Annotated in this window: 23 protein-coding genes; 8 read left to right on the top strand and 15 right to left on the bottom strand. The window is 57.5% G+C overall.

Translation table 11 applies throughout. The features are described from left to right. Positions 1 to 24: 24 nt before the first annotated feature. The 7 genes from gloB to QQF73_RS09085 all read left to right on the top strand — a co-directional run bounded on the left by gloB (position 25) and on the right by QQF73_RS09085 (position 9,301). The gene (gene gloB, locus QQF73_RS09115) at positions 25 to 819 is read left to right on the top strand and encodes a hydroxyacylglutathione hydrolase (protein WP_219865777.1); all 795 of its coding nucleotides are present in this window, start codon (positions 25 to 27) and stop codon (positions 817 to 819) included. Positions 820 to 975: 156 nt separating this feature from the next. Next, positions 976 to 2,730 carry a LysM peptidoglycan-binding domain-containing protein gene (locus QQF73_RS09110; protein ID WP_219865778.1) on the top strand — a complete coding sequence of 585 codons (1,755 nt, stop codon included), beginning with the start codon at positions 976 to 978 and terminating at the stop codon, positions 2,728 to 2,730. 126 nt (positions 2,731 to 2,856) lie between these two features. Continuing rightward, a complete protein-coding gene (locus tag QQF73_RS09105) occupies positions 2,857 to 4,686 on the top strand; it encodes an extracellular solute-binding protein (RefSeq protein ID WP_219865779.1) in 1,830 nt (609 codons plus the stop codon). Between the two features lie 46 nt (positions 4,687 to 4,732). After that, the gene (locus tag QQF73_RS09100; protein WP_219865780.1) at positions 4,733 to 5,818 is read left to right on the top strand and encodes a microcin C ABC transporter permease YejB; all 1,086 of its coding nucleotides are present in this window, start codon (positions 4,733 to 4,735) and stop codon (positions 5,816 to 5,818) included. Positions 5,819 to 5,820: 2 nt separating this feature from the next. Continuing rightward, complete coding sequence (locus QQF73_RS09095) at positions 5,821 to 6,843, top strand: ABC transporter permease (protein WP_219865781.1); 1,023 nt, start codon at positions 5,821 to 5,823, stop codon at positions 6,841 to 6,843. 1 nt (position 6,844) lies between these two features. Continuing rightward, on the top strand, positions 6,845 to 8,449 hold the full coding sequence (locus QQF73_RS09090) for an ABC transporter ATP-binding protein (RefSeq protein WP_219865782.1): 1,605 nt from the start codon (positions 6,845 to 6,847) through the stop codon (positions 8,447 to 8,449). A 66-nt stretch (positions 8,450 to 8,515) separates the two neighbouring features. Then, entirely contained in the window at positions 8,516 to 9,301 is a 786-nt protein-coding gene (locus tag QQF73_RS09085) for an enoyl-ACP reductase FabI (protein ID WP_218634500.1), read from the top strand. A 66-nt stretch (positions 9,302 to 9,367) separates the two neighbouring features. Here QQF73_RS09085 and QQF73_RS09080 read toward each other — a convergent pair whose 3' ends face one another. Genes QQF73_RS09080 through QQF73_RS09065 form a run of 4 tightly spaced genes read right to left on the bottom strand, consistent with a single transcriptional unit; the run spans position 9,368 to position 11,138 of the window. Beyond that, positions 9,368 to 9,775 carry a PilZ domain-containing protein gene (locus QQF73_RS09080; RefSeq protein WP_285367960.1) on the bottom strand — a complete coding sequence of 136 codons (408 nt, stop codon included), beginning with the start codon at positions 9,773 to 9,775 and terminating at the stop codon, positions 9,368 to 9,370. Positions 9,776 to 9,803: 28 nt separating this feature from the next. Further along, on the bottom strand, positions 9,804 to 10,211 hold the full coding sequence (locus QQF73_RS09075) for a DUF1631 family protein (protein ID WP_425607952.1): 408 nt from the start codon (positions 10,209 to 10,211) through the stop codon (positions 9,804 to 9,806). Continuing rightward, positions 10,208 to 10,660: a hypothetical protein gene (locus QQF73_RS09070; RefSeq protein WP_285367958.1), complete on the bottom strand. Its 453-nt coding sequence runs from the start codon at positions 10,658 to 10,660 to the stop codon at positions 10,208 to 10,210. The genes QQF73_RS09075 and QQF73_RS09070 overlap by 4 nt, the downstream gene beginning before the upstream one ends. Beyond that, on the bottom strand, positions 10,638 to 11,138 hold the full coding sequence (locus QQF73_RS09065; protein WP_285367956.1) for a hypothetical protein: 501 nt from the start codon (positions 11,136 to 11,138) through the stop codon (positions 10,638 to 10,640). Before QQF73_RS09065 ends, QQF73_RS09070 begins: the two co-directional genes overlap by 23 nt. Before the next feature lie 325 nt (positions 11,139 to 11,463). On the opposite strand from QQF73_RS09065, the gene QQF73_RS09060 reads away from it, so the two are divergent. Continuing rightward, positions 11,464 to 12,540 (top strand): 3-deoxy-7-phosphoheptulonate synthase, encoded by a 1,077-nt coding sequence (locus tag QQF73_RS09060; protein ID WP_219865784.1) that lies wholly within the window; start codon positions 11,464 to 11,466, stop codon positions 12,538 to 12,540. An 84-nt stretch (positions 12,541 to 12,624) separates the two neighbouring features. On the opposite strand, the gene cobA is transcribed toward QQF73_RS09060, so the two are convergent. From cobA to accD, 11 genes are all read right to left on the bottom strand, one after another. After that, positions 12,625 to 13,491, bottom strand: a complete 867-nt coding sequence (gene cobA, locus QQF73_RS09055) for a uroporphyrinogen-III C-methyltransferase (protein WP_219865785.1) — start codon at positions 13,489 to 13,491, stop codon at positions 12,625 to 12,627. Beyond that, positions 13,488 to 14,762, bottom strand: a complete 1,275-nt coding sequence (gene serS / locus QQF73_RS09050) for a serine--tRNA ligase (RefSeq protein ID WP_219865786.1) — start codon at positions 14,760 to 14,762, stop codon at positions 13,488 to 13,490. The genes cobA and serS overlap by 4 nt, the downstream gene beginning before the upstream one ends. An 88-nt stretch (positions 14,763 to 14,850) precedes the next feature. After that, a complete protein-coding gene (locus QQF73_RS09045; RefSeq protein ID WP_285367953.1) occupies positions 14,851 to 16,188 on the bottom strand; it encodes a replication-associated recombination protein A in 1,338 nt (445 codons plus the stop codon). Then, positions 16,188 to 16,847 carry an outer membrane lipoprotein periplasmic chaperone LolA gene (gene lolA / locus QQF73_RS09040; protein ID WP_285367951.1) on the bottom strand — a complete coding sequence of 220 codons (660 nt, stop codon included), beginning with the start codon at positions 16,845 to 16,847 and terminating at the stop codon, positions 16,188 to 16,190. Before lolA ends, QQF73_RS09045 begins: the two co-directional genes overlap by 1 nt. Positions 16,848 to 16,859: 12 nt before the next feature. After that, complete coding sequence (locus QQF73_RS09035) at positions 16,860 to 19,439, bottom strand: DNA translocase FtsK (protein WP_285367949.1); 2,580 nt, start codon at positions 19,437 to 19,439, stop codon at positions 16,860 to 16,862. A gap of 6 nt (positions 19,440 to 19,445) precedes the next feature. Beyond that, the gene (locus QQF73_RS09030) at positions 19,446 to 20,687 is read right to left on the bottom strand and encodes an O-succinylhomoserine sulfhydrylase (RefSeq protein WP_285367947.1); all 1,242 of its coding nucleotides are present in this window, start codon (positions 20,685 to 20,687) and stop codon (positions 19,446 to 19,448) included. A gap of 30 nt (positions 20,688 to 20,717) precedes the next feature. Further along, positions 20,718 to 22,244, bottom strand: a complete 1,527-nt coding sequence (purF, locus tag QQF73_RS09025; protein WP_219865790.1) for an amidophosphoribosyltransferase — start codon at positions 22,242 to 22,244, stop codon at positions 20,718 to 20,720. Positions 22,245 to 22,278: 34 nt separating this feature from the next. Further along, positions 22,279 to 22,848, bottom strand: coding sequence for a CvpA family protein (locus QQF73_RS09020; RefSeq protein WP_219865791.1), 570 nt, complete (start codon positions 22,846 to 22,848; stop codon positions 22,279 to 22,281). A 92-nt stretch (positions 22,849 to 22,940) separates the two neighbouring features. Beyond that, complete coding sequence (locus QQF73_RS09015; RefSeq protein ID WP_219865792.1) at positions 22,941 to 23,621, bottom strand: SPOR domain-containing protein; 681 nt, start codon at positions 23,619 to 23,621, stop codon at positions 22,941 to 22,943. A gap of 140 nt (positions 23,622 to 23,761) precedes the next feature. Next, positions 23,762 to 25,786, bottom strand: a complete 2,025-nt coding sequence (gene folC / locus QQF73_RS19240) for a bifunctional tetrahydrofolate synthase/dihydrofolate synthase (protein WP_345782951.1) — start codon at positions 25,784 to 25,786, stop codon at positions 23,762 to 23,764. Continuing rightward, on the bottom strand, positions 25,770 to 26,696 hold the full coding sequence (gene accD, locus QQF73_RS09000) for an acetyl-CoA carboxylase, carboxyltransferase subunit beta (RefSeq protein ID WP_219865794.1): 927 nt from the start codon (positions 26,694 to 26,696) through the stop codon (positions 25,770 to 25,772). The genes folC and accD overlap by 17 nt, the downstream gene beginning before the upstream one ends. Positions 26,697 to 26,713 lie beyond the last annotated feature (17 nt).

The following is a 26,713-nucleotide window of genomic DNA, read 5'->3' as shown; positions in this document are numbered from 1 at the left end:
TTCGTTTTGCACATGTGGGGCTTTATGTTGACCATTTCCGCCATTCCAGCGTTCAACGACAACTATATCTGGTGCCTGTCGAACCAGGAAAATCGCAAAGCCCTGGTTGTTGATCCGGGCCAGGCAGGCCCTGTGCTTGAGCACCTGGCGGACAATGGGCTGGTTCTGGACACCATCCTGGTCACCCACCACCACCCCGACCACGTGGGGGGCATCAGTGAGCTGATGAGGGCTTTCCCGGAGTGCGGCGTGACAGGGCCGGCCGAATCTCCGTTTACGGGCTGCACAGACAAGGTCCATCCCGGCGATGAGGTATTGTGGGAAAACCTGACGTTCCAGGTTCTTGGCGTCCCCGGACACACCCTGGACCACATTGCCTACTTTACCGACACGGAAGTGGATGGACGCCCTGTTCTGTTTTGTGGCGACACGCTTTTTGTCTGCGGTTGCGGCCGACTGTTCGAAGGCAAGCCCGAACAGATGCGCCAGTCGCTTCAAACTCTCCGGGCCCTGCCTGAACGGACCGCGGTTTACTGCGCCCACGAGTATACGCTGGCAAACCTGAAGTTTGCCCGCAGCTGGCTGCCCGGAGATGAAGGACTCAAGGCGTTCGAGATCCGCTGCAAGCAGCGTCGGGAAGATGGGTACCCGACGGTTCCGTCGGTACTCGGAGAGGAGAAACGCCTCAATCCCTTTCTCAGATGGGACGATCCGGTGGTTGTCGATGCGGCAAGGAACTATTGCGCAAGGCACGGCCTGCCGGCCGATTCCGAGAACGCCATCTTTGCGGCAATCCGCCACGGCAAGGATAATTTCTGACTGGTTAACAATTTCTCTCAGGGACGTAACGAGAGGTTTCTTGACCCCTGGAAAAGGCCTCCCATAGAATCATGACAAATTTGTGACCGTAACCCTTTAAATATGCCGGAATTTCAGACATACCATCCGGCTTCAACAATGAGCCGGAAGCATTCTATGTCGGTCAAACGTTTGTCTATCCTCTTGTTCGCCGGGACTCTGGCCAGCGGCTGCAGCCTGCTGAATCAACCTGGTAACTCATGGGTCAATCCCACGAACTGGTTTACCGAAACCGATTCGGGGGAACAGGAAACCAATCCACTTGAGACTGACCAGGTTACCGTCGCCACGGGCGACGAAGATCTCAAGCAATCGGTTGAATCCGGCGAGGACGACGATGCCGCAGTCCATGGCGCACTGGACGAAGCGATTGCGCCAGAACTACGGGACACCGCTCGGGACGCCCGTGAAAAGCTGGACAACCCCGGACAGCAGATCGTTAAGACCGCACCTCAACAGACCGATTTGTGGAGCCGCCTGCGTGAAGGCTTTGCGCTTGACCACAACGTGGACAACGAACGGGTCCGGGATCAACTCAACTGGTATGCCAGTCACCCCGGCTATATCAATCGAGTGGTAGACCGGGGTAGCCGTTACCTTCATTACATTCTCGACGAAACGGAGAAACGGGGGCTGCCAGCTGAATTCGCCCTGCTGCCCGTGGTGGAAAGCGCCTTCGATCCGTTTGCCTATTCCCATGGTCGGGCTGCTGGCCTCTGGCAGTTCATTCCGTCAACAGGGAAATACTTCGGCCTGACTCAGAGCTGGTGGCACGATGACCGCCGTGATGTCGTGGCTGCAACGGATGCTGCCCTGACCTATCTGGATCGGCTCGCCAACCGGTTCGACGGTGACTACACACTGGCCCTTGCCGCGTACAACAGCGGTGGCGGAACGGTTTCCAGTGCCATGCGCCGGAACCGGAAGAAAAACCGGCCACAGGATTTCTGGTCCCTCGAACTGCCTCGGGAAACCCGCCACTATGTTCCAAAGCTGATTGCCCTGGCGAAGATCTTCGACAAACCCGAGGACTACGGCATCACCCTGCCCGCCCTGGAAGACGAGCCCTACTTCGAGATTGTCGAAACCGGTTCCCAGTTGGACCTCGCGCAGGCGGCCGAACTGGCCAGCATCGATGTTGACGAAATCTACCTGCTGAACCCCACCTACAATCGTTGGGCAACCAATCCGGACGGGCCACACCGCCTGCTGGTACCCCGGGAAAACGCCGAGACCTTTCGAGCGGCCCTTGCAAAGATTCCAGCCGGTGAACGGGTTTCCTGGCGCAACTACAAAGTACAGTCCGGCGACAGCCTGATCACCATCGCCCGCAAGTTCGCCACCACGCCATCGGTGATACAGCAGGTCAATAACCTGAATTCCGACCTTATCCGGATCGGCCAACGACTGATGATCCCATCGGCCAGCAAAGCTTCCGACACCTATGCCCTGAGTGCCTCACAACGACTGGAGCGCAAGCAGGACCGCAAACGTGATGGCAACAAGGTTCGTTACACCGTCCGTCGGGGTGACACCTTCTGGGACATAGCCCGGGAACACCGGGTATCGGTTCGTGAAGTCGCTGCCTGGAATGGCATGGCTCCCGGAGACCCGCTGATCCCCGGAAAGAGACTGGTCATCTGGTCAAAGACCTCGAAGCCCACAGTCGTCGCCACCAATAATGCCCGGGGCAATGCCATGGTTCGGAAGGTCGGGTATCGCGTCCGCAAAGGTGATTCGCTGTCCACGATTGCCAACCGCTTTGCCGTGAATGTGCGGGACATCGCAAGCTGGAATGACCTGAACACCTCACGTTATCTGCAACCGGGTCAAAGTCTGGTACTCTACGTTGATATTCGGAACAGTCCCTAGCACCCTCGCATCCGGGCGCAGGAACTTTCCCTAACTACAAGAATCATAAGGGTTCGATTAGGAACCAACGGTGTGCCGGACCGGATTCTGGCGTACCGGCCTGACACTCCGGAACGTGCGAGACCTATGACAAGCAAACGGATAGCCTCATACCTTACATCGATCCTCTCCTCTTTAGCCCTGCTGGCCATGACAACCTCCGTGATGGGCAGCGAACACGCCTCCGACTCCCCGGAACCACAGCACGGCATCGCAATGCACGGCGAGCCAAAATACCCCAGCGGGTTTCCTCACTTTGACTACGTGAATCCTGAGGCCCCCAAAGGCGGAGCACTGAAGATGGCAGTGGTCGCCAACGGCTTCGACTCGTTCAACCCGTTTGATATTCGCGGTGTCGCGGCGGCCGGTATCAGCACCTATCTGTACGACACTCTCCTGGTTTCCTCGGATGATGAGCCATTTTCCGCGTATGGCCTGATCGCGGAATCCCTGGAAACGCCGAAAGACCGGAGCTATGTGACCTTCAATCTGCGGGAGAATGCGCGCTTTCACGATGGTGAGCCCATTACCGCCGAGGACGTAAAGTTTTCCTTCGAAATCCTGACCTCCAAAGGCCACCCCTTTTTCCGCAACTACTACGCGGATGTCGCCAAGGTCACCGTAGAAAGCCCCCAACGAATCCGTTTCGATTTCAGACCCACCATGAATCGGGAACTGCCACTCATCCTTGGCCAGATGCCCATTCTGCCTGCCCATTACTGGCAGAGCCGTGAGTTCGGTGACAACGGCCTGACACCGCCGCTGGGTAGCGGCCCCTACCGGATTGGCGACTTTGAGGCAGGCCGGTCAATTATCTACGAACGTGTCGACGACTACTGGGCCAAGGACCTCGGCGTCCGAAAAGGCCGCTTCAACTTTGATCAGATCCGGTACGACTATTACACCGACGATACCGTGGCCCTCGAAGCCTTCAAGGCCGGAAACTTTGATTTCAGAGTGGAAACCTCGGCAAAGAACTGGGCAACGGCATACACCGGCTCGAAATTCGACGAAGGGACAATCGTTGCCGAAGCAATTGAGCATCATCGACCCACCGGCATGCAGGGCTTTGCATTTAACACCCGCCGTGAGGTATTCAGTGATCCCCGGGTGCGCGAAGCACTTGCCTATGGCTTCGATTTTGAATGGGCCAACAAGAACCTGTTCTATGGCCAGTACACCAGAACCGACAGCTACTTCGAAAACAGCGATCTCGCCTCTTCCGGCCTGCCTCAGGGACGGGAACTGGAAATCCTGGAGCCCTACCGGGATCAGCTCGGCGGGGACGTTTTCACAGAGGAATATCAGGCACCGGAAACCGAAGGCCAGAAGGGCCTCAGAGAGAACCTGAGATCCGCCCTCGAGTTGCTGCGCTCGGCCGGTTACGCAATTCAGGATGGCAAACTGGTCAACAAGAGCACGGGAGAGCCACTGGCCTTTGAAATCCTGTTGTTCCAGAAGAGCTTTGAACGGGTAGTTCTGCCGTTCAAGAACAACCTTGCAAAACTGGGCATTGATGTCTCTGTGCGACTCGTGGACAGCAATCAATACGTGCAGCGGGTTCGGGAGTTTGATTTCGACATGATCACACAGGTCCTGCCGCAGTCCGATTCCCCGGGTAACGAACAGCGCGAATACTGGCATTCCGCCAATGTCGACGCCGTTGGATCACGAAACTACATGGGCGTCTCCGATCAAGTCGTCGATGACCTGGTCAACAAAGTCATACAGGCCCCGGACCGCGAAGAACTCGTTCAGCGAGTCCGTGCACTGGACCGGGTTCTTCTGCACGGTCACTATGTGATTCCGCACTGGCACCTGGCCAAAGATCGGGTGGCTTACTGGAATCATCTGCAGCGCCCCGAAATGACGCCCAAGAACGGCATTGATCTGGATAACTGGTGGGTACGGCCCTGAGCAATTGATTCTGATCCTCGCTGTAACGGAAGGAACCCTCCGCTAAATGGGCATATACATACTACGAAGGCTGGCGCTGATTATCCCGACGCTTATCGGGATAATGCTGTTGAACTTCGTGATCGTCCAGGCCGCACCCGGCGGCCCGGTTGAACAACTCATCGCCGAGATGGAAGGCCACGGAGGCAGCGCTCTGGCGCGGGCCTCGGGTGGTGATTCCGGCGGCGAGGTTTCCAGCGCCTCCGGCGACAGTCGCGGATCCCGGGGTATTCCAGATGAGCTGCTTAAGGAAATCGAAGTCATGTATGGCTTCGACAAGCCGCCCCACGAACGATTTATCAAGATGCTGGGGGACTACGCCACGTTTAACTTTGGCGATTCTTTTTTCCGCGAAAAGAGCGTGACCAGCCTGATCGTCGAGAAGATGCCGGTCTCCATATCATTGGGACTGTGGTCGACCCTGATTATCTACATCATTTCCATTCCCCTGGGCATCCGCAAGGCAGTGACTGATGGCTCCCGGTTCGATGTATGGAGCAGCTCCGCGATTGTCATCGGTTATGCCATTCCGGGCTTCCTGTTCGCGATTCTGCTGATCGTGTTGTTTGCCGGCGGCAGCTATTTCGACTGGTTTCCGCTGCGCGGACTTACCTCGACCAACTTTGACGAACTCACCTGGTACCAGAAGATCGGCGATTACTTCTGGCATCTGGCCCTGCCCGTCACCGCCAATGTGATTGGTGGCTTTGCCACACTGACGCTGCTCACAAAGAATTCATTCCTCGACGAAATCAGCAAGCAATACGTGGTGACTGCCCGCGCCAAGGGACTGGAGGAGAAGCAGGTGCTCTACGGCCACGTGTTCCGAAACGCCATGCTGATTGTCATTGCAAGCTTGCCCGGTGTTCTGGTGGCGCTGTTTTTTACCGGATCGCTGCTGATCGAGGTCATCTTCTCCCTGGATGGGCTAGGCCTACTGGGGTTTGAGGCTGCCTTGAACCGGGATTACCCGGTTATATTCGGAACGCTCTACATCTTTACCCTGATGGGCCTGATCCTGAAGTTGATCAGCGACATCACCTACGTCCTGGTGGATCCCCGTATCGATTTTGAAAGCCGGGAGGGGGCGTAAGCATGAAATCGCTCACGCCAATTCAGCAGCGGCGGCTGCGAAATTTCCGCGCCAACCGGCGGGGGTATTGGTCTCTCTGGGTGTTTCTCGCCCTGTTCGGCCTGTCCCTTGTGGCGGAGCTGATCGCCAACGATTCACCACTGGTTGTGTCCTACCAGGACACCTTCTATTTTCCGGTCGTGGAGTCCGTTTCTGAGGAGACCTTCGGGGGCTTTTTGCCCACGGAGGCCGATTACCGCGACCCATTCATCTCCAGTCAGATCGAAGCCAATGGCTGGATAGTCTGGCCGCCAATCCGCTTCAGTTACGACACCATCAACTACGACCTTGAGGTGCCCTCGCCCGCACCGCCCAGTCCGGAGAACTGGCTGGGTACCGACGACCAGGGACGGGATGTTGCCGCCAGGGTGATCTACGGCTTTCGCATTTCTGTGCTGTTCGGACTCACCCTTACTTTTGCCAGCTGCATCGTGGGTGTCGCGGTCGGAGCCATTCAGGGCTACTACGGCGGCAAGATTGATCTGCTCGGACAGCGTTTCATTGAGGTGTGGTCGGGGCTTCCAGTGCTGTACCTGTTGATCATCCTGTCGAGCATCGTGCAGCCGAACTTCTGGTGGCTGCTGGGCATCATGCTGCTATTCAGCTGGATGGGGCTCGTGGATGTAGTCCGGGCGGAGTTCCTGCGGGCCAGAAATTTCGAGTACGTGAAGGCGGCCAGAGCCCTGGGTCTGGACAACCGGAAAATCATGTTCCGGCACATTCTTCCCAACGCCATGGTCGCGACGCTGACCTTTCTTCCGTTTATCCTGACCGGCGCCATCACCGGGCTGACTTCACTGGACTTCCTCGGATTCGGCCTGCCGTCCGGCTCGCCGTCTCTGGGCGAACTGATTGCGCAGGGGAAAGCGAACCTGCACGCGCCCTGGCTCGGCATATCTGCCTTCATCTCGCTTTCGGTCATGCTGACACTCCTGGTGTTCGTCGGCGAGGCCGTTCGGGACGCCTTCGATCCGAGAAAGAGCTGATATGAGCAACCTGTTACAGATTTCGAACCTGTCTATCTGCTTCGATCATGGCCCCCGGGCAGTGGACTCCCTGTCACTTGCCATCCGCGAGGGCCAGACGCTCGCACTCGTAGGGGAAAGCGGATCGGGCAAATCCATATCGGCACTGTCGGTGCTTCGGTTGCTTGATGAGCGACACGCCAGCTATCCGACCGGAGAGATCTTTTTCCGCGGCGAAGACATGCTGAAGGCCAGTGACAAACGCCTTCGTCAGATTCGGGGGCGCCAGATCAGCATGATCTTCCAGGAGCCAATGACGTCCCTCAATCCTCTGCATACCGTCGAGAAGCAGATTGGGGAAACCTTGGCCCTGCATAAGGGGATGCGCAATTCCGCCGCTCGAAAGCGCTGCATTGAATTGCTGGAACTGGTCGGCATCCAGAACCCCGAAAGTCGTCTCGGTAGCTACCCGCACCAGCTTTCCGGGGGACAGAAGCAGCGCGTCATGATTGCCATGGCGCTGGCCAACGAGCCCGAACTCCTGATTGCTGACGAACCCACCACGGCGCTGGACGTCACGGTGCAAAAACAGGTTCTCGAACTGCTCCGGGAGCTTCAGCAGAAACTCGGCATGGCGATCCTGCTGATCACTCATGATCTTTCCATTGTTCACCGCTATGCAGACGAGGTGGCGGTCATGGAACAGGGGAAACTGGTGGAGCTTGCAGACACCGAGACTCTGTTTGATCGACCAAAACACCCCTATACCCGAAAATTGCTGGATGCCGAACCGCCCGAGGCCCCGCTGGCAGCCGCCGGCAGTAGCACCCCCCTGCTCAGCGTCTCCCATCTGGACGTCCGTTTTTCCACCCGTAAATCACTTTTTGGCAAGGTCAAAGACTATTTTCACGCGGTCCAGGACACCAATTTCAGCCTGAATCGCGGCGAAACCCTCGGGATTGTCGGGGAAAGCGGAAGCGGCAAGACCACCATTGGTCACGCCCTACTCAAGCTGACCGCCAGTACCGGTAGCATCCAGTTGGCCGGCGAAGAGCTGGGCAACCTCACCCAGAAGCAGTTTCGTCCCTGGCGGAGCCGGATACAGATCGTGTTTCAGGACCCATTCGGCAGCCTTAGCCCGCGAATGTCGATCGCTGAGATCGTGCGCGAAGGCCTGGAAATTCACGAGCCTGGCAACTCTGACGACCACGAGCAACGGGTAATCCGGGCCTTACGGGACGTTGGCCTGGATCCCGACAATCGACATCGCTATCCTCACGAATTTTCGGGCGGACAGCGCCAGCGCATTGCCATAGCCCGCGCCCTCGTGCTTCAGCCCGATCTGATCATTCTGGACGAGCCAACCTCTGCGCTGGACAGGACCGTCCAGAAACAGGTGATTGAGCTTCTGCGGGATATACAGGGCCGCTATGGTCTAAGCTATATTTTCATCAGCCACGATCTGGCCGTCGTTCGCGCACTCAGTCATAAACTGTTGGTATTGCACCACGGAAAGATTGTGGAATACGGGAACGCCGACGACATTTTCCACGCACCAAGCCAGGCATACACTCAGGAACTACTCAGTGCGGCGTTCTTCTACCAGAACGCGTCTACGACCAATTGAGCGTTACCCGGAGCGCGCGAGTTCAGGGATAATGCTCCGAAATCAGGAACACAGGGAGAACTACCCATGGGATTACTCAGTGGCAAAAAAGCACTGATCGTTGGCGTTGCCAGCAAACTGTCCATCGCCTACGGTATCGCCGAAGCATTCGCCCGGGAAGGCGCGGAGCTGGCGTTCACCTATCAGAACGAAAAGCTCCAACCCAGGGTGGAGAAATTCGCCGAACAATGGGGCAGCAAGCTGACTTTTCCCTGTGACGTTGCCAGCGACGAAGAAATCGAGAACGTCTTTACCGAGCTTGGCAAACACTGGGACCACATCGACATCATCGTTCACGCCGTTGGGTTTGCGCCCGGGCATGAATTGGACGGCAATTATGTCGATGTTACCACCCGCGAGGGTTTCCGAATCGCCCACGACATCAGCTCTTACAGCTTTGTTGCACTAGCCAAGGGTGCCCGGAAGATGATGCACGAAGGAAGCTCTTTGCTGACGCTGAGCTACCTGGGTGCGGAACGGGTACTGCAGAACTACAACGTGATGGGCTTGGCCAAGGCCTCACTTGAAGCCAATGTCCGTTACATGGCAGCGAGCCTGGGCAAGGATGGAATTCGGGTCAACGGCATCTCGGCCGGCCCGATCAAGACACTGGCGGCCTCGGGCATCAAGAGTTTCCGCCGGATGCTTGCGGAGAATGCCAAACAGGCTCCGCTGCGTCGTAACGTGACCACCGATGAGGTCGGCAATGCCGCCGCTTTCCTGAGCTCGGACATGGCCAGCGGCATCACCGGGGAAATCATGTACGTCGATGCCGGTTTCAATATTACCGGTATGGCTCAAATGGAAGAATGAGTCCCAGCGGCAGTCGCTATCAGGATTAAGAAAGCCGGCCCTGCGCCGGCTTTTCTGTGCCTCCCATTACTCCCCTTCCATTGCTGAAGCGACCGCGTCCAACCATTCAACGTAACCCGTGCCGTCTGATTCCATGATCTGAACACCAACCAGAAACTCCGACCGGTTCGGGCGGCACCAGACCACTTCCACCATCAATACGAACGGCGTCGGATGATCGCCCAGTACTACCGTCGCTGGAAGGAGCGCCCCCAAAGACAGCGGCTCCGGAGAAAAAAGGCACATTCCACGCGCTGAAATGTCGCGGATTCGGCACACCAGGTCTCGTCCGCGGTTTTTCAAGGCCTTCCCGGGCACCTCGGATTCTAGCTCGAGCGTTGCTCGTGCCGTTGCCGTGAGACGATAGTCTGCCCGATTATCGGGCCCCTCTGAAGCGCTCTCGGAAGTGCCAAAACCGTAGTCTGTATTACTCATTATTATTTTTCCTGCTCCTCTTTCGGCCTCAGTTTCGGTCCACTCGGATCCGGCCAACCACCCGGCTGAGGGTATCGTCGAACTCCGCAGAGCTGCCCAGAACCCGAATCCGGCCAACTACGATGCCCTCCACCAGGTTGTCCTCCAGGAACTCCCGACGGTTGAGTCCCAAACGGTCGACAAAGACGAGCTCGCGGGATGCGTTGATTCGGACGGCCAGCTTCAATCGAATTGGTTCTTCCTCAGGTATTGACGGCGAAACCACGATCCAACCTCCCAGTTTGAGGCCAAGAACCTGCTTTCGGGCGAGAAGCCGCTGCTCCCGGGCAAGATGTTCCCGTTCAGCCCTATCATCATCCTGGCGTTGCTCCTCCAGTCGCTGCCTTTCGCGCCGAAGCTCTGCCTCGCGAGCCGCTTCTTCCCTCTCGCGCTTCAAATCCTCCTGCTCACGCTTTCGCCGCAGGGCATCAGCCTGATTCCTGGCTTCTTGAGCGGCGTTCTCGCGTAGTCTGCGCTGCTTCTCACTGACGCCGGCAGCACCGTGACGGTTTCATTCAAAACCTGACCAAAGGGCGTCAACCTGGGTAGCGGGCGCAAGTCTCCGCTTGCCCGGGCCCGCTGAAACTCAGCCCACGGCTGAAGGCCAAGCTTCACCTCGGTGCCATTGGTCCACAGAATTTCGGCAGTGTCCTGCAGCAGCGCGAAGAAATAACCGCGCTGCTCACGATTACCCTTGCCTTCAACGAACCATTGACCTTCCGCTACACTTGCCTGCCCCAGGTTCGCGCCCGAAAACTTCAGCCAAGAAGTATCCCATCTGAACCGCTCAGGAGGCGGCAAGGCGTCCGCCAGCTCCGGCGCTTCACCTCGGAGGCGTGAGACCATGACGAAAGGTCTCTCCCTCAAAACCGGTTTCCCTGATCGGGTGTTTAAGGAGCCGATGCCAGTGGTCGAGCGCAAAACGACTGATGGGAACCGGCAGTTGGCGGCCCCGCAATGCCCGACCAATCAGCGCCCGGGCCGTCTGGTCAGCGCGACGTTGGCGAGCCGCGCCCTGCTCGGTTTCCAACAGTCGCTGCCTCAGTTTGCCAATCTGACCGTTGCGCCTGTCTGCACCCTCTTTCCATTGGCGGCAAAAGTCCTCGACCGCAGACACCGTCCCCGACTCGAAACTGCCCGAAACCGCAATGACCAGGGCGTCGAGCTGATCAAGAAGCACTTTCGAGGACCGGCCCCCGGAATCACTCCAGCCACGCCATTCCTGCAGGCTGTCGAGCCATTCAACCAGGTTGGAACTGAACGCTTTTGCGCCCTCAAGGTTCATTCGCCAGGCGAGAAAAACCGCAGTCGGGCAAGGCGGCATTGAGCTGCATCGCCGACCAGTTCAAGTGAACGGAACGGACAACATGAGTAACACGCTCGTCCCTCTGCTCAGCCCAACAGGACAAAAGCGATCTTTCCCGAGACCGTCCTGCGGACCGGAACATCTCGCGATTTCTGCCGGTTTTGTGACATCCAGACCCCGTACTGAAGAAGCGTTGAAAAGGCCTACCAAATGACGCAGTATAACCACCTCGCCGGGGTTAATCGCAACCGGACACCGGTGACATTCGCGTTAATCTGCAACCCCGTTGGCATTTGTTCGTCCAACCGGGAAGCAACGATCAGAATCGGGGATATAGAACAACATGTCGGGCAAAAAACTAGAGAATCTGAATGTGGCCAGCCAGGAACCACTGATCACTCCTGAAGCGCTGAAACAGGAGATGCCGCTCTCCGACAAAGCAGCCGACACCGTGGCGAATGGACGTCAGGCCATCTATGACATCATGGACGGCAAGGACCACCGCCTGTTCGTGGTGGTAGGCCCCTGTTCGATCCACGACGTGGAGGCTGCCCGTGACTACGCCCAACGCCTGAAAAAGCTTGCTGACGAAGTCAGCGACACGCTGCTGATCGTAATGCGCGTTTATTTCGAGAAACCCCGGACCACCGTGGGCTGGAAAGGGCTGATCAATGACCCGAAGCTGAACGATACATTCGATATCGAACAGGGCCTGCACATTGGCCGTCGCCTGCTCCTAGATATCAACGAACTCGGCCTGCCGGCAGCCACTGAAGCCCTGGATCCTATTTCTCCGCAATACCTGCAGGACACCATTGCCTGGTCAGCAATCGGCGCCCGTACTACCGAGTCGCAGACCCACCGCGAGATGAGCAGCGGTCTGTCTATGGCCATCGGCTTCAAGAATGGCACCGACGGCAGCCTGGACGTCGCGGTTAACGCGATGAAGTCCGTGTCTCACCCCCACAGCTTCCTCGGTATTGACCAGCAAGGCAAAGTTGCGATTATCCGGACCAAGGGAAACAATTATGGACACGCGGTTCTGCGCGGTGGTGGCGGAAAGCCCAACTATGATTCCGTAAGCGTAGCTCTTTGCGAGCAGGCACTGGAAAAAGCCAAGCTCCGGAAGTCCATCATGGTTGACTGCAGCCATGCCAATTCGAACAAGGATCCCGGGCTACAGCCGCTGGTTATGCAGGACGTGGCCCACCAGATCCTCGAAGGCAACAACTCTATCCAGAGCCTGATGGTGGAAAGCAACATTAACTGGGGCAATCAGTCCATTCCGGACAATCTGGCCGATCTGAAGTACGGCGTCTCCGTAACCGACGCGTGTATCGACTGGCCGACCACCGAAAAAGCCATTCGGGAAATGCGTGACAAACTGAAGGATGTCCTGCCAAAGCGCAAAATTGGCTGAGCACGACCGGATAGCAAAAAGGGAGCCTCAGGCTCCCTTTTTTTGTTCAGACTCAATGATGCGGTCGCCCGCCTCGCTTGCAACTCAATCCTGCGCGAGGGTTCTATCAGGCAGCCCACCTACCCAATCCAGGCGCTCCCGCAGAGCCACCACATGGCCAATAATCACCAGTGTCGGCGGCTGAACCGGCTGCGCCTCAACCCGCTCCACGATGTCGGTCAAGGTGCCGGTGATCACCAATTGCTCGGGAGTCGTTCCCTTGGAAACAAGCGCTACGGGCATATCTCGAGACATGCCATGGCTAACCAGTTGCCGGCAGATGATGGGCAGTCCCACCAGACCCATATAAAACACGAGGGTCTGGTTGTTCTGGACAAAATCCTTCCAGGGAAGGTCGCAGGTATCGTTCTTGAGATGGCCGGTCACGAAGCGTACTGACTGAGCGTAATCGCGATGGGTGAGCGGAATTCCGGAATACGCCGCACAGCCGGACGCCGCCGTAATGCCGGGGACCACCTGGAACCGGACACCGGCTGCGGCCAATGTTTCTATTTCCTCACCGCCCCTACCGAAAATAAACGGATCACCGCCCTTCAGACGCACCACTTTGCGCCCGGTCCGCGCCAGATCCACCAGGCGCTGATTAATCTGATCCTGCGGTAACACGTGATTGGCGCGCTGCTTACCGACGTGGATCTTTTCAGCGGAATCCGGAATAAGTGCCATGATCTCTGGCGAAACGAGACGATCGTAAAGCACCACCTCGGCGCAGGTAATCAGGCGCCATGCCTTTAGCGTAAGCAGTTCCGGATCACCCGGGCCCGCCCCGACAAGGGCCACCTCTCCCGCGGAGCTGTTCGGATTATCCGTGACGGGATTGGTTCGGTACCGGATTGGTGCTGGGGTTGCACCAACGCCCTTCCCTGGTGCATGTGTCGGCTGATTGGTCATTGGATTCGGTCGATGCCTCCCATGTAAGGCTTTAGTACATCCGGAACCAGAATGCTGCCGTCTTCCTGTTGATAGTTCTCCATCACGGCAATCAGGGCACGCCCCACCGCCAGACCAGACCCGTTCAGAGTATGTACGGGCTCCGGCTTTCCGGTCTCCGGGTTACGCCACCGGGCATGCATGCGCCGTGCCTGAAAATCACGGGTGTTGGAGCAGGACGAGATCTCCCGGAATTTCTGCTGCCCCGGCAGCCAGACTTCCAGGTCGTATGTTTTGGCTGCCGAGAAGCCCATATCTCCTCCGCACAGGGTGACGACCCGGTACGGCAGTTCCAGCAACTGGAGAACCTTTTCGGCATGCCCTGTGAGTGCGTCCAGCGCGGCATCAGAATCCTCTGGCCGAACAACATGTACCAGCTCGACTTTGTCAAACTGATGCTGGCGAATCATGCCCCGGGTGTCACGGCCGTAGGACCCGGCCTCACTGCGGAAACAGGGTGTGTGGCAAACCAGTTGAAGCGGCAGCTCCTTGGCGTCCAGGATGCTGTCTGAAACAAGGTTGGTTGCCGGGACCTCTGCCGTCGGGATCAGGTAAAGGGGATTCTCTCCCTCCATCTTGAACAGATCTTCCTCGAATTTGGGCAACTGGCCTGTGCCATACAGCGTTTCCGCGTTCACCAGGTAAGGCACATAGGCTTCGGTATAGCCGTGCTCGCCGGTGTGGAGGTTCAGCATGAACTGAGCCAGCGCCCGGTGCAGACGGGCAATCGGGCCCCGCATAACCGCGAATCGGGAATGAGCCAGGCGGCTTGCGGTCTCGAAATCCAGCCCTTTGAGCCCCTCTCCCAGGGCGACATGATCCTTCGCCTCGAAACCCAGGGGCCTCGCGGTCCCCCAGGTCCGGATTTCGACATTGTCGTCTTCACTGTCACCCGCCGGGACATCCTCGTCAGGAAGGTTGGGAATGCCCGCCAGGAAATCCGAAAGCTCGTCCTGCAGGGTTCGCAACTCATCTTCCGCGGCAGATTTCTGCGCCTTCAGGCTTTCCACCTTGTCCAGCAACGGCTGGATGTCTTCACCGGCGGCTTTGGCCTTGCCAATCGACTTTGACTGTTTGTTCTGCTCGCTCTGCAGCGTCTCCGTCCGCACTTGCAGGGCGCGACGGCGTTCCTCGAGCTGCTCGAAGGTGGCGGTATCAAAGGTAAAGTTCTTGATGGCCAGCCGACGGGCGATCTCTTCAGTCTGAGTGCGGACACGTTTGGGATCGAGCATGGTTATCCTGACTATTCCGGTTAGCGATGTGTGATAAATGACTGGCCATTATACCTGCACAGAGGCCCGTGGCTACCGTGGGAAAGGCTCAGGAGTAGCGCTTTCGGGAGCTCTGGGCGTTGAGCTGATCGAGACGCTCCCGTTTTTCAGCCAGCTTGATTTCGAGCCCGCGATTCACCGGCTGGTAATAGCGGCGCTGATGTATGGATTCGGGCAGGTAGGCTTCGCCGGCGGCGAACGCATCGGGCTCATCGTGAGCGTACCGATAGGATTCACCATGGCCCATGGTTTTAAGAAGCTTGGTCGGGGCGTTACGCAAATGCACGGGCACTTCAAAATCCGGATCCTGGCGGATGTCTGACATGCATTGGTTGAACGCATTGTAGACTGCATTGCTCTTTGGGCACATGGCCAGGTAGGTAACTGCCTGGGCAAGCGCCAGCTCACCTTCCGGAGACCCCAGCCGCTCCTGTGCGTCCCAGGCGTCCATGCTGAGCTGCAGCGCCCGCGGATCGGCGTTTCCGATATCCTCGCTGGCAATCCGGACTAATCGCCGGGCAACGTACAGTGGATCACAGCCCCCATCCAGCATGCGGCAAAGCCAGTAAAGCGAACCGTCCGGATCGGATCCCCGGACCGATTTGTGAAGTGCCGAGATCTGGTCGTAGAACACGTCCCCGCCTTTGTCGAAGCGACGCAGGCTGGTTTGCATGACCTGTTCGAGTTGCCCATGGGTGACACAATCACGACCATCAGCGTCCGGTTCGGCCAGATCCGCCGCCACCTCGAGAATGTTCAGAGCTCGCCGGGCATCCCCTCCCGATGCAGCTGCCATCAGCTCAAGTACATCCGTTGGCACCGATAAACGGCCAGCGAAGCCGTCGCTTGAGGCCAGGGCCCGCTCAAGCAATCGCAGGATATCGTCGTCGTCGAGGTTTTTCAGAACGTAAACCCGGGTTCGGGACAGGAGTGCGCTGTTCAGCTCGAAAGAAGGGTTTTCCGTGGTAGCCCCCACGAAGATGAAGGTACCGTCTTCAATATGAGGCAAAAAGGCATCCTGCTGGCTTTTGTTGAAGCGATGCACTTCGTCCACGAACAGGAGCGTGTCCCGCCCTTCGGATTGCTTGCGATTGCGGGCCCGATCAACAACGGCACGGATCTCTTTCACGCCACTGAGGACCGCCGAGATGGTCTCGAAGCTGAGATCGCTGAGGGATGCAAGGAGGCGAGCGAAGGTGGTCTTACCGACACCCGGTGGCCCCCAGAGGATCATGGAATGCAACTGCCCCTGCTCAACAGCACGGCGCAGAGGTTTGCCGGGCCCCACGAGATGCAGCTGGCCGACATAATCATCAAGGCTGGCAGGCCGCATTCGCGCCGCCAGTGGGCGAAAACCGGGCTGGTCCTCAAACAGGCTATCCTGCATCAGGCTCCGTCCCGGATGATGTCGACGCCCTCCGGGTATTCCAGGGAAAAGGCGCTGTTGTCGACACTCTCGTTCAACCTGATGTTATCAAAGCTCAGAACACTGAGCTGGCCCAACGAGTCCTGCATCCGCATCTCCTGTAGCTCACCCTTGAAAAACGTGAGACGCAGGGAGAGGAACAGGGAATCCGGGCTACGGGGCTCCAGCATGAATTCACGGGTATTATCACCAATGGCCTTTCTGGAGACCCGGTAGGTTTCCTCAAGGTTATCGACCTCGCCACTGAGCAAAAGAGCCGGGGTTGTCTGGACCCGTTCGTCCAGATTATGAATGGTCACCTGCTCAAGATCTGGATCGTAGACTTCAACCGTTTCACCGTTGCTGACGATGAATTGGGAAAGCGGCGCACTGGTTTCCCAGTAAAACAACCCGGGGCGTTTGGCTTTCAGAGCCCCCCGGGTTTCCTGAACCTGGTTGCCGTTTTCATTGACAACGATCTGAATGAAATCAGCCTGATAGGACTCGTAGCTCTTGAGCATGGAGGCGAGCCTGGCAGCCGCATCCCGCGACTCTGACCCGTTATCAGCCGCTTTCGCTGCCAACGCAAACAGGGTAACCACTGCGATGGCGAATATCTTCAGAAAGGGATGGTATTGCATATGATACGGCTCCTAGTCTCTGGGGGGTGGCGGGGCCAAAACTTCCCGTGCACCATTGTGCCCGGCGGCACTGACGACGCCCGAAGCTTCCATGGCATCGACGAGATTCGCCGCCCGGTTGTAGCCAATCTTGAACTTGCGCTGAACGGACGAAATCGACACCCGCCGGCCTTCGGTGACAAACGCCACTGCCTCGTCGAACAGGGCATCGCCTTCACTATCGCCACCACCCTCCGAGAGTGTCGGTACGCCGGGCAGACTTTCGCCCTCGGCACCGTTCAGAACGTCGTCCACGTAGACCGGTTCGCCACGCGCTTTCCACGCGCTGACGACGCGATGGACTTCATCGTCATCGACGAAAGCACCATGAACCCGGACCGGCAGGCCAGAGCCCGGCGGCAGGTAGAGCATGTCGCCATGCCCGAGAAGCTGTTCGGCGCCGCCCTGATCGAGAACCGTCCGGGAATCGATCTTGGACGAGACCTGGAAGGACATACGCGTGGGGATATTTGCCTTGATCAGACCGGTAATGACGTCAACAGACGGTCGCTGGGTGGCAAGCACCAGATGAATCCCCGCGGCCCTCGCCTTCTGGGCAATTCGGGCAATCAATTCTTCCACTTTCTTGCCAACGATCATCATCATGTCGGCAAATTCATCGATCACAACCACGATGAACGGCAGGGTTTCCAGTTCTGGTCGTTCCTGCTCGTCATTGGCGAGATATTCATCCGGCTTCCAAAGCGGGTCCAGTAGCGGTTCGCCGGCTGCAATGGCATCCTTGACCTTGCGGTTGTATCCCGCAATGTTCCGAACGCCAAGATTGGCCATGAGCCGATAACGGCGTTCCATTTCTGCGACGCACCAGCGAAGCGCGTTAGCGGCTTCTTTCATGTCAGTGACAACGGGCGCCAGAAGATGGGGGATGCCGTCGTAAATGCTCAACTCGAGCATCTTTGGGTCGACCATGATGAAGCGGACCTCATCGGGCGTCGCCTTCAGAAGCATACTCAGCAGCATGGCGTTCACGCCGACGGACTTGCCCGACCCCGTGGTACCCGCCACCAGCAAATGGGGCATCTTGGCCAGGTTGGCCACCATCGGGTTACCACCTATGTCGTTGCCCAATGCCAGTGTCAGCGGTGACGACGAATCCTCGAACACCCGGGCGCCCAGAACTTCGCTCAGGCGGACCATTTCCCGTTCTTCATTGGGAATTTCGATCCCGACAACGGACTTACCGGGTATGACCTCGACAACCCGCACACTCAGAACCGCCAGTGAGCGTGCCAGATCCTTCGCCAGGTTCGAGATCTTACTCACCTTGACGCCGGGAGCCGGCTTGATCTCGAAACGGGTGATCACGGGCCCGGGATTGACTTCAACGACTTCCACGGAGACACCGAAATCCCCCAGCTTTTCTTCAAGCATTCGGGACATGTGTTCGAGGGATTCTTCGGAATAGCCTCTTTCTCCCTTGTGCTCCTCGGGTGGATCCAGCAGAGAAATCGGCGGGATCGGGTTTTCCAGGTCCTCCAGCAGCGAGGGCTGTTTGTCCTTGCCGTTTTTGCTGGAAAGTGGCTGCTCATCCTTCTTGAACGGCGAAATCTTCAGCGACCTTCCCGAAGGCTTGGGTGATGAATTAGCAGGCGCCGGCTTGCTCTGAGACGGTTCAGGAGGCGGGTTATCGTCTGTGGAGCTGAAGCTTTCAAGCCGTACCGGCTCTGGGTCCACTGCAGCACTGAGGCCTTCCAGCCCCGGCTCTCGCCGTTCGGGCGAAGTCTTTGCCGGTTTCTTGGCCTTAGATGGACCAAAGCCGGGAATTCGATGCCACCATCGCGGCCCGTTTTTTTGCTTTTCAGCAGTTCCAGACTTTGGTGCAGGGACTCGGTCCTTTACCACCGGAGGCTCTGCCTTGGGTGATGGTGCAGGCTTTTTCCTATCCGGGTTGGGAGTGAAGAGTGCCTTGAGCGCTAGCGCGAACCTGAGCGTCGCTCCACCAATCTGGTCCATCAGCCGGAACCAGGACAATCCAGTGGTGACGGTGATCGCGAACAGAAATATGGCAATCAGCAGAAGCGTTGTCGCGGGCAGGTTGAAGAACCGGACCATGGCCTCCGATACCGCCGTTCCCAGGACCCCACCAGAGGACACACCGAGACCGAAAACTGAATAAAGCGAAAGCAGACTGGTAGCAGACAGCAGGATCAGCAAAAAACCGCCGAACCGCATCATGAACAGCGGCCAGTGCAAATCCATGGAATCGTTCCGACGACGAATCAACATGATTGCATACCCTGCGATCATCAGCGGGAACAGGTAGGCCACCTGACCAAAGAAGTCCATGAACAGACTCGCGAGCCAGGCGCCGGTGCGGCCCGCATAGTTCTGAACGCTGGTATCGTGGCCAATACTGGCCCAGCCCGGATCAGACGGACTGAATGTAACCAGCGCCATGGAAAAGTAGATGCAGAGCGCGACCAGCGCAATCACGGCGCCTTCCCGGGCACCCTGTGCCACCAAACGGCGAAAGCGCAGCTGCTTCTCTGTCAGTTCCTGTGGTGCTTTCTTCGCTTTTGCGGATTCGGCCATGAATACTCAAACGTTTCCATTGCTTGGGTTCTGAAGTGCCTGAAAGCCACGTGCAAGATCGGTCTTCAGGTCCTCGACTGCTTCTATGCCCACCGAAATCCGGACCAGATTTTCAGTGATACCCGCAGCGTCCTTGTCTTCCGGCGACAGGCGACCGTGGGTGGTGGTGGCCGGATGGGTGATCGTGGTTTTCACGTCGCCCAGATTCGCGGTAATCGAGATCATCCGGGTGGCGTCAATGAAAGACCAGGCTTCTTGGCGCCCGCCCTTCAAACGAAACGAAAGAACACCACCAAACCCTGATTGCTGCTTCTTTGCAAGTTCGTGCTGTGGGTGACTCTGCAAACCGGCATAAAAAACCTCTTCAACCGCCGGTTGTTGTTCCAGCCACAACGCTAACTCTACCGCATTGTCGCAGTGGGCACGCATACGGATTGGTAAGGTTTCCAGCCCCTTGAGGAATACCCACGCGTTGAATGGGCTCATGGTAGGACCAGCGGAACGAAGAAAACCGTACACCTCGTCCATCAACTTTGACGGCCCGACCACAACACCGCCGACGCAACGGCCCTGGCCATCCAGATACTTGGTCGCCGAATGGATAATGATATCGGCACCATGCTCCAGGGGACGCTGCAACACCGGCGTACAGAAACAGTTGTCCACCACGAACACGGCATCGTTGGCATGGGCCAGGCTGGCCAGCGCTGCCATATCCGCAACTTCACACAGTGGGTTGGACGGCGTTTCTATAAAGAGCATACGGGTTTCCGGGCGTACCGCGGCGGCCCACTCTTCCAGGTCCGTGAGACCGACAAACGAGGTCTCGACGCCAAATTTCGCCATATATTTCTGGAACAGCACATTAGTGGTGCCAAACACGCCACGGGAACACACCACGTGATCCCCGCTTTTCAGCAGCGCCATGCAGGTACTCAGAATGGCAGCCATCCCCGACGACGTCGCTACGGCACGCTCGCCCCCTTCCATGGCCGCAATTCGTCCCTCGAAAGCCTGAACCGTGGGATTGGTGAACCGCGAGTAGATGTTGCCCGGTTCGTCGCCGCCGAAGCGGGCTGCCGCCTGGGCCGCGCTGCCATAGACGAAGCTCGATGTCGGGAAGATCGGATCACTGTGCTCCAGCTCCCCCGTACGCACCTGCCCTGCCCTCACCGCCAGGGTATCAACAGACATACCCTCAAGATCCGACTCCGGGATCCAGACATTTTGTTCACGGCGGAAAGTCATGAGCTACTCCTGGTATCACGCGTTGCGCGTTTAATCTTCATCATTGTACAAATCGATGATGCCGTTATCACCGGAATCTCCACCCTGCTGTTTCGACTTCTTATCGTCATTGCGGGCTTCCTCAAGCCGATTCAGGTACTCCTGATCGACGTCGCCGGTGACGTAGTTTCCGGTGAAGACCGAGCATTCCCAACCTTCAATCTCGTCGTTAACGTCGTTCACGCACGCAATCAGATCTTCCAGATCCTGATACAGCAACCAATCTGCCCCGATCAGTTCACGGATTTCTTCCACCGTCCGGTCATGGGCAATCAGTTCACTGGCCGAGGGCATGTCGATCCCGTAGACGTTGGGGTATCGGACGGGAGGCGCCGCAGAAGCGAAATACACGTTTCGTGCACCGGCATCACGGGCCATCTGAACGATTTCCTTGCAGGTGGTTCCCCGCACAATCGAATCGTCGACCAGCATCACGTTCTTGTCGCGGAACTCAAGATCAATCGGGTTCAGCTTCTGGCGGACAGATTTTTTGCGCATCTTCTGACCCGGCATAATAAAGGTTCGGCCAATGTAGCGATTCTTGATGAAGCCTTCGCGGAATTTCACACCCAGGCGGTGGGCCATCTGCATGGCCGACGTACGGCTGGTGTCGGGAATTGGCATCACCACGTCAATGTCGTGCTCCGGACGCTCGCGAAGTACCTTGTCGGCAAGGGTCTCACCCATTCGCAGGCGCGCCTTGTAGACCGACACCTTATCGATGATCGAGTCGGGCCGGGCAAAATAGACATGCTCGAAAATACACGGATACAGGTGGGGCTCTTCTGCACACTGTTCCGTGTAGAGCGTACCGTCGGTTTCGACATACACCGCTTCGCCCGGAGCAATATCACGGACCAGGGTGAACCCGGCGGCACTCAACGCGACGCTCTCTGACGCGATCATGTATTCCTTGCGCCCGTCCTCCGACTCCCGAACGCCGTAACAGGCCGGACGAATACCGTTCGGATCCCGGAAACCGACGATGCCGTAGCCGGTGATCATCGCAATTACGCCGTAGGCTCCACGGCAGCGCTTATGTACAGCCCTGACCGCCGCAAAGATCTCATCCTTGGTCGGGTCCAGCTTACCGAGCTTCTGAAGCTCATGGGCAAACACGTTCAGCAAGACTTCCGAATCAGAGTTGGTGTTTATATGACGAAGATCGGTGCGAAAAAGATCCTGGCTAAGATCATCAGCATTTGTCAGATTGCCATTGTGAGCCAGGGTGATTCCGTAAGGGCTGTTCACGTAGAACGGTTGAGCCTCGGCCGAGCTTGAACTGCCCGCAGTCGGATAGCGCACATGGCCGATACCAACATTGCCAACCAGACGACGCATATGACGGGTATGAAAAACATCCCGAACAAGACCGTTGTCCTTGCGCAGAAAAAAACGCTCATCCTGAAAGGTAACAATGCCCGCCGCGTCCTGGCCCCGGTGTTGAAGAACAGTCAATGCATCATAGAGAGACTGATTTACGTTGGAAGTGCTGACGATGCCGACAATGCCACACATGGATAGGGTTTTCTCCGAGTGTTAGATTCGAATGTTAGCTGGAGGTAGACGCTGGTTCCACGCCTTCCTGCTGTTGATTACTGCCTGGGTCACTCTGGCCATCCGAAGCCGGCCCCAGAAAACGGGCGAATTCGTCACCCAGTGTCCGTCGCGACCAGTCCTCCACAACGGCCAGCCTGCCTATCATTAACGATTCACGCCACCAGGTGTCCTGTGCCAGAGGGGTGTATCGGGTGAAGGCAATGGCAACGATCACCACCACAACCCCACGTAAAAGCCCGAATCCCATCCCCAGAACCCGATCGGTGGCTGACAGGCCGGTGGCCCGCACGAGGTGACCAATCATATTGTTGATGATAGCGCCCACGATGAGCGTGCCAAAGAAGAGTATTGCAAACGCTGCAATCAAACGGACCAGGGGCGTTTCGACTGTGCTCTCAAGGAGCGACTGCATTTGCGGGTGGAAGGTTCGGGCGAGTATGAACGCACCTACCCAGGTCACCAGCGACAAGGCCTCTTTGACGAAACCCCGTTTAAGACTGATGAGCGTGGACACTGTAATCAGGGTAATGATGACCCAGTCAATCCAGATCAGCGCTTCCATGAAGAACCCGATGGAAAAAAGGAAGCGCGAATTCTATCAGGAAACCGGCCGCCACCAAACTGCCTGGAGCCCATAAACCATCAGAAAGACGCTTATTTGTCGCCGGTTGTCACCAGGCTATTGAGACTGAACGCTTCATCAAGACTGCGCTTGGCGGCTTCTGCATCGGCTTTACTGGCGAAGGGACCACTGAAAACACGGGTCAATGTGGCATCGCCCCGCTCAACCTTCTGCAAGTGGGAGCCATACCCCTTGTCACGAACCTTGTCTCTCAGGCGGCGGGCATTGTCAGCGTTACCAAAGCTACCCAATTGAACCACCCACGCCCCTTCCAGCGAGCGGGTATATTCAGCCGACTCAGTTTCACTTTCATTTCCGGAAGCTTTGGATGGCTCGTCCGCCGGGGTCGTATTTTCGGCCACTTCATCAGCTGTTTCTTCTACTGGGTCGACTGGCTCCGGCTGACTCGACTCGGGAGGACTGTCGAAGGGGTCCTGGCTATCTTCAACGATTCGGTAATCCGGAGCATCTGCCGCGGATTCAACCTGTGCCGGGGTTTCGGATTCCGCTGCAGAGGCGGGTTCCTCGTAGGACGGAGGCATCGAAGTGTCTGCCTCCGGTGACGTCACCTCCGGGAAAGGCGGCTCCTCTGGAATCTTGATGCTGGTGGAGGTTCGCTCGGAATGCGGCTCGTCAAACAACATCGGAACAAAGATAACCGCCAGGGAAACCAGAACAAGCGCCCCGATTATTCTTTGTTTCAATCCATCCACGATTCCCGGCTCCCGTAATTTGGTGATTTACCACTCTTGGCATTAGCAGCTGATACTAACTGGCATCTTCACAGAACTCAAAGCACCACCCCAGGCTATGGACAAAGTTTAAGGCGCTCCGACGTCCCTGGCATCAGACTTCAGGGATGTGAATTTTCCTCCGCCCTCCCCGGCTGATCCCGCCCGGCAAACTTTGCCAGAATGTGAGCAATGCGCTCGCGCAGTTGTCGACGGTCAAGAATCATATCAACAGCCCCCCGCTCAAGCAGAAACTGGCTGCCCTGAAAACCATCCGGCAAACCTTCAAGCTCAACCTGCTGAATGACCTCGGGGTAGGAGGCCCCGCTTCTTGCATCCGGTTCGGCAATATTCAGATCGCCAAGCATTGCGAGGCTTGCAGACACCTCTCCATACACCAGGTCTGTTATCACTGAAATATAGGGAATCCCCTGCTGCTTCATCCGCTCGAGCACTGCAGCGGTTTTCGCCATCTGAATCAGCGCAAGAAACCCCTCCTGGACCCGGGCACCACCACTGGCAGAGAAGCATACCAGCGGGATGTGACGATCAAGAGCGACGTTTGCCGCCTGGACAAACTTTTCTCCCGCGACTTCCCCCATGGTTCCGTCCATGAAACTGTACTCGAAAGCGCAGGCAACCAGCGGCACACCAAGGGTAGCTCCCTCCATGGCAACCAGCGCATCGGCCTCACCGGAGGACTTCCGGAATCGGGACAGCTGTGCCTGGTAGAGCTCGCTGGCGTCGGACCGGAGCACATCCGTGACCTCAAGGCCCGGAGCTATCTCCCGGCGATCATCCACATCCAGAAACAGCTCAAGGCGCCGACGGGCACTGATCGGTGTCAGCCGCGTGCGAGCTTCAGCCACCGTGAAAAAGGACCCGAATATAACGATCAGATCCTGGGGCCGGGCACTGGCCTGGGCAGCCGTGATCGCCGCATCAACCGTCTCGGCCTGCCGGCATTCCGATAGCCCGGCACCTGCGGCCCTGTCACCTAACATGTCGGAGGAGAGCCCCCGGGGTACGTCCAGTCCAGCCAGCCACCATTTATCCACGACCGACTTCATGGCGTCAAAGACGCCCTCCACGTCCTTATCACCCAGCGCGGCGTAAACTGCCAAAACCCGGCGATTTGCCGATTTCAGGGCCGCCAACCGACCCGCAAGCCAGCCTGCAGCATGAGGATTGTGACCCACGTCGACAAAGACATCCGGGTTTGCCGACATCTGCTCAAACCGACCCGGCACTTTCAGGCACTCCAGCGTCCGCTCAATGACGGACACATCCATACCCGGCTCAAGAACTCGAAGTGCCACCACCGCTGCAGCGACGCTCGGAACGGGGAGCGGCCCATTGGGCAGTTTCACTTTCCAACCCTGATAATCCAGTACCAGTCTGGCCGGCACCTGCCCTTCGCCGTCTTCCGCGTCCAGCAATCGGTAATCGCGTCCGGCGAGCGCCAGATCGACCTTTTGCGCAGCTACCTGTTGGAGGACCGACCGGGGTGGATCGGAATCCGCATAGACGGCGGGTATCTTCGGCCGGAGTATTCCGGCCTTTTCAAAACCGATAACCTCGCGGTTATCGCCAAGAAAGGCGACATGGTCAATGTCCACCGAGGTTATGATTGCGATATCCGCATCAAGGACATTAACGGCATCCAGCCGCCCCCCGAGGCCTACCTCGAGCAGCCAGTCCTCGACCTCGGCTTCGGAAAACGCTACAAACGCAGCCAACGTGCCGAATTCGAAATAGGTTAACGAAATGTTTCTGCGGGCAGCTTCAACCCGCTCAAAAGCCGAGACCAACGACGCGTCGTCGATATCGGAACCGTCTAACCGGACACGCTCGTTGTAAGACTCCAGATGCGGCGAAGTATAAGCGCCGGTTCGTCGTCCGGCCGCACGAAGCAATGCCTCAAGCGACGCAACCGCACTCCCCTTTCCATTCGTACCCGCAACGGTGATGATCCGGGCAGATGGCTTACGCGGAAAAAGCCGCCGCAAAACCATAAGCACGCGGTCAAGACCAAGATCTATTTCGGTTGGATGAAGGGCTTCAAGGTAGGTAAGCCACCGGTCGACAGTGGCGCCAGTCCCCGGCGGGTGTGGGGACTGGCCAGAGATGTTACTCGATGGGGGCATCGGTTTCCGGTTTTTCCGTAACTTCAAATTCAATCGGTTCCTCGGTCTCGGGCCGCTCCTGACCCGTGAACTTCGCCAGGACGTGCGCAATGCGCTCGCGTAACTGGTGGCGATGGAGAATCATGTCGATGGCACCGTGATCAAGCAGGAACTCGCTACGCTGAAAACCTTCCGGCAGCTTTTCCCGGACGGTCTGCTCGATGACACGCGGGCCGGCGAAACCGATCAAGGCGTACGGCTCAGCAATGTTCAAATCACCAAGCATGGCCAGACTGGCCGACACACCGCCGAACACCGGATCCGTCAACACGGAGATGTAGGGGATGCCTTCCTGCTTCATACGCTCAAGCACTGCCGCCGTCTTGGACATCTGCATCAGCGATAGAATCGCTTCCTGCATCCTGGCACCGCCGCTGGCAGAGAAACAGACCAGCGGAATGCGGTGCTCGAGGGCGACATTGGCGGCCTGGACAAATTTCTCGCCCACAACCTGCCCCATAGAGCCCCCGAGGAAATTAAACTCAAATGAGCAGACAACGAGGGGTACACCCAGCGTTGTGCCTTTCATCGCCACCAGTGCGTCTTTCTCACCTGTGGACTTTTGCGCGTGGGACAATCGATCCTTGTAGCGCTTGCTGTCCTTGAATTTCAACCGGTCCCAAGGCTCCAGCTCTGTAGCAATCTCCTCCCGACCATCGGAATCGAGGAAAACATCCAGACGACGCCTGGCGCTCACCCGAAGATGGTGGTTGCACTTTGGACAAACATCGAGATTCTTCTCAAGTTCCGGCTTGTAGAGAAAGGCGCCGCACTTGGGGCATTTTTTCCACAACCCCTCGGGAACGCCAGTTCTCTGCTTGGATTCCGAGCGGATCTTGCTCGGCATGATCTTGTCCAGCCAGTTACTCATGATTTCATCCTGTCCTG

The organism is Marinobacter albus, assembly GCF_030238305.1.
Lineage (GTDB): Bacteria > Pseudomonadota > Gammaproteobacteria > Pseudomonadales > Oleiphilaceae > Marinobacter > Marinobacter albus.
The sequence above is the reverse complement of the archived record's forward strand: the minus strand, read 5'-3'. Positions and strand labels throughout refer to the sequence as shown.

Excerpts from the sequence above, each read along its gene's own strand:
- QQF73_RS09070 (WP_285367958.1), bottom strand. The coding sequence starts at position 10,660 with ATGGTCTCACGCCTCCGAGGTGAAGCGCCGGAGCTGGCGGACGCCTTG.
- cobA (WP_219865785.1), bottom strand. The coding sequence starts at position 13,491 with ATGACCAATCAGCCGACACATGCACCAGGGAAGGGCGTTGGTGCAACC.
- QQF73_RS09105 (WP_219865779.1), top strand. The coding sequence starts at position 2,857 with ATGACAAGCAAACGGATAGCCTCATACCTTACATCGATCCTCTCCTCT.
- lolA (WP_285367951.1), bottom strand. The coding sequence starts at position 16,847 with ATGCAATACCATCCCTTTCTGAAGATATTCGCCATCGCAGTGGTTACC.
- QQF73_RS09035 (WP_285367949.1), bottom strand. The coding sequence starts at position 19,439 with ATGGCCGAATCCGCAAAAGCGAAGAAAGCACCACAGGAACTGACAGAG.
- accD (WP_219865794.1), bottom strand. The coding sequence starts at position 26,696 with ATGAGTAACTGGCTGGACAAGATCATGCCGAGCAAGATCCGCTCGGAA.
- gloB (WP_219865777.1), top strand. The coding sequence starts at position 25 with ATGTTGACCATTTCCGCCATTCCAGCGTTCAACGACAACTATATCTGG.
- QQF73_RS09100 (WP_219865780.1), top strand. The coding sequence starts at position 4,733 with ATGGGCATATACATACTACGAAGGCTGGCGCTGATTATCCCGACGCTT.
- QQF73_RS09085 (WP_218634500.1), top strand. The coding sequence starts at position 8,516 with ATGGGATTACTCAGTGGCAAAAAAGCACTGATCGTTGGCGTTGCCAGC.
- QQF73_RS09095 (WP_219865781.1), top strand. The coding sequence starts at position 5,821 with ATGAAATCGCTCACGCCAATTCAGCAGCGGCGGCTGCGAAATTTCCGC.
- QQF73_RS09060 (WP_219865784.1), top strand. The coding sequence starts at position 11,464 with ATGTCGGGCAAAAAACTAGAGAATCTGAATGTGGCCAGCCAGGAACCA.
- purF (WP_219865790.1), bottom strand. The coding sequence starts at position 22,244 with ATGTGTGGCATTGTCGGCATCGTCAGCACTTCCAACGTAAATCAGTCT.
- QQF73_RS09065 (WP_285367956.1), bottom strand. The coding sequence starts at position 11,138 with ATGCCGCCTTGCCCGACTGCGGTTTTTCTCGCCTGGCGAATGAACCTT.
- QQF73_RS09020 (WP_219865791.1), bottom strand. The coding sequence starts at position 22,848 with ATGGAAGCGCTGATCTGGATTGACTGGGTCATCATTACCCTGATTACA.
- folC (WP_345782951.1), bottom strand. The coding sequence starts at position 25,786 with ATGCCCCCATCGAGTAACATCTCTGGCCAGTCCCCACACCCGCCGGGG.
- QQF73_RS09045 (WP_285367953.1), bottom strand. The coding sequence starts at position 16,188 with ATGCAGGATAGCCTGTTTGAGGACCAGCCCGGTTTTCGCCCACTGGCG.
- serS (WP_219865786.1), bottom strand. The coding sequence starts at position 14,762 with ATGCTCGATCCCAAACGTGTCCGCACTCAGACTGAAGAGATCGCCCGT.
- QQF73_RS09090 (WP_219865782.1), top strand. The coding sequence starts at position 6,845 with ATGAGCAACCTGTTACAGATTTCGAACCTGTCTATCTGCTTCGATCAT.
- QQF73_RS09110 (WP_219865778.1), top strand. The coding sequence starts at position 976 with ATGTCGGTCAAACGTTTGTCTATCCTCTTGTTCGCCGGGACTCTGGCC.
- QQF73_RS09030 (WP_285367947.1), bottom strand. The coding sequence starts at position 20,687 with ATGACTTTCCGCCGTGAACAAAATGTCTGGATCCCGGAGTCGGATCTT.
- QQF73_RS09080 (WP_285367960.1), bottom strand. The coding sequence starts at position 9,775 with ATGAGTAATACAGACTACGGTTTTGGCACTTCCGAGAGCGCTTCAGAG.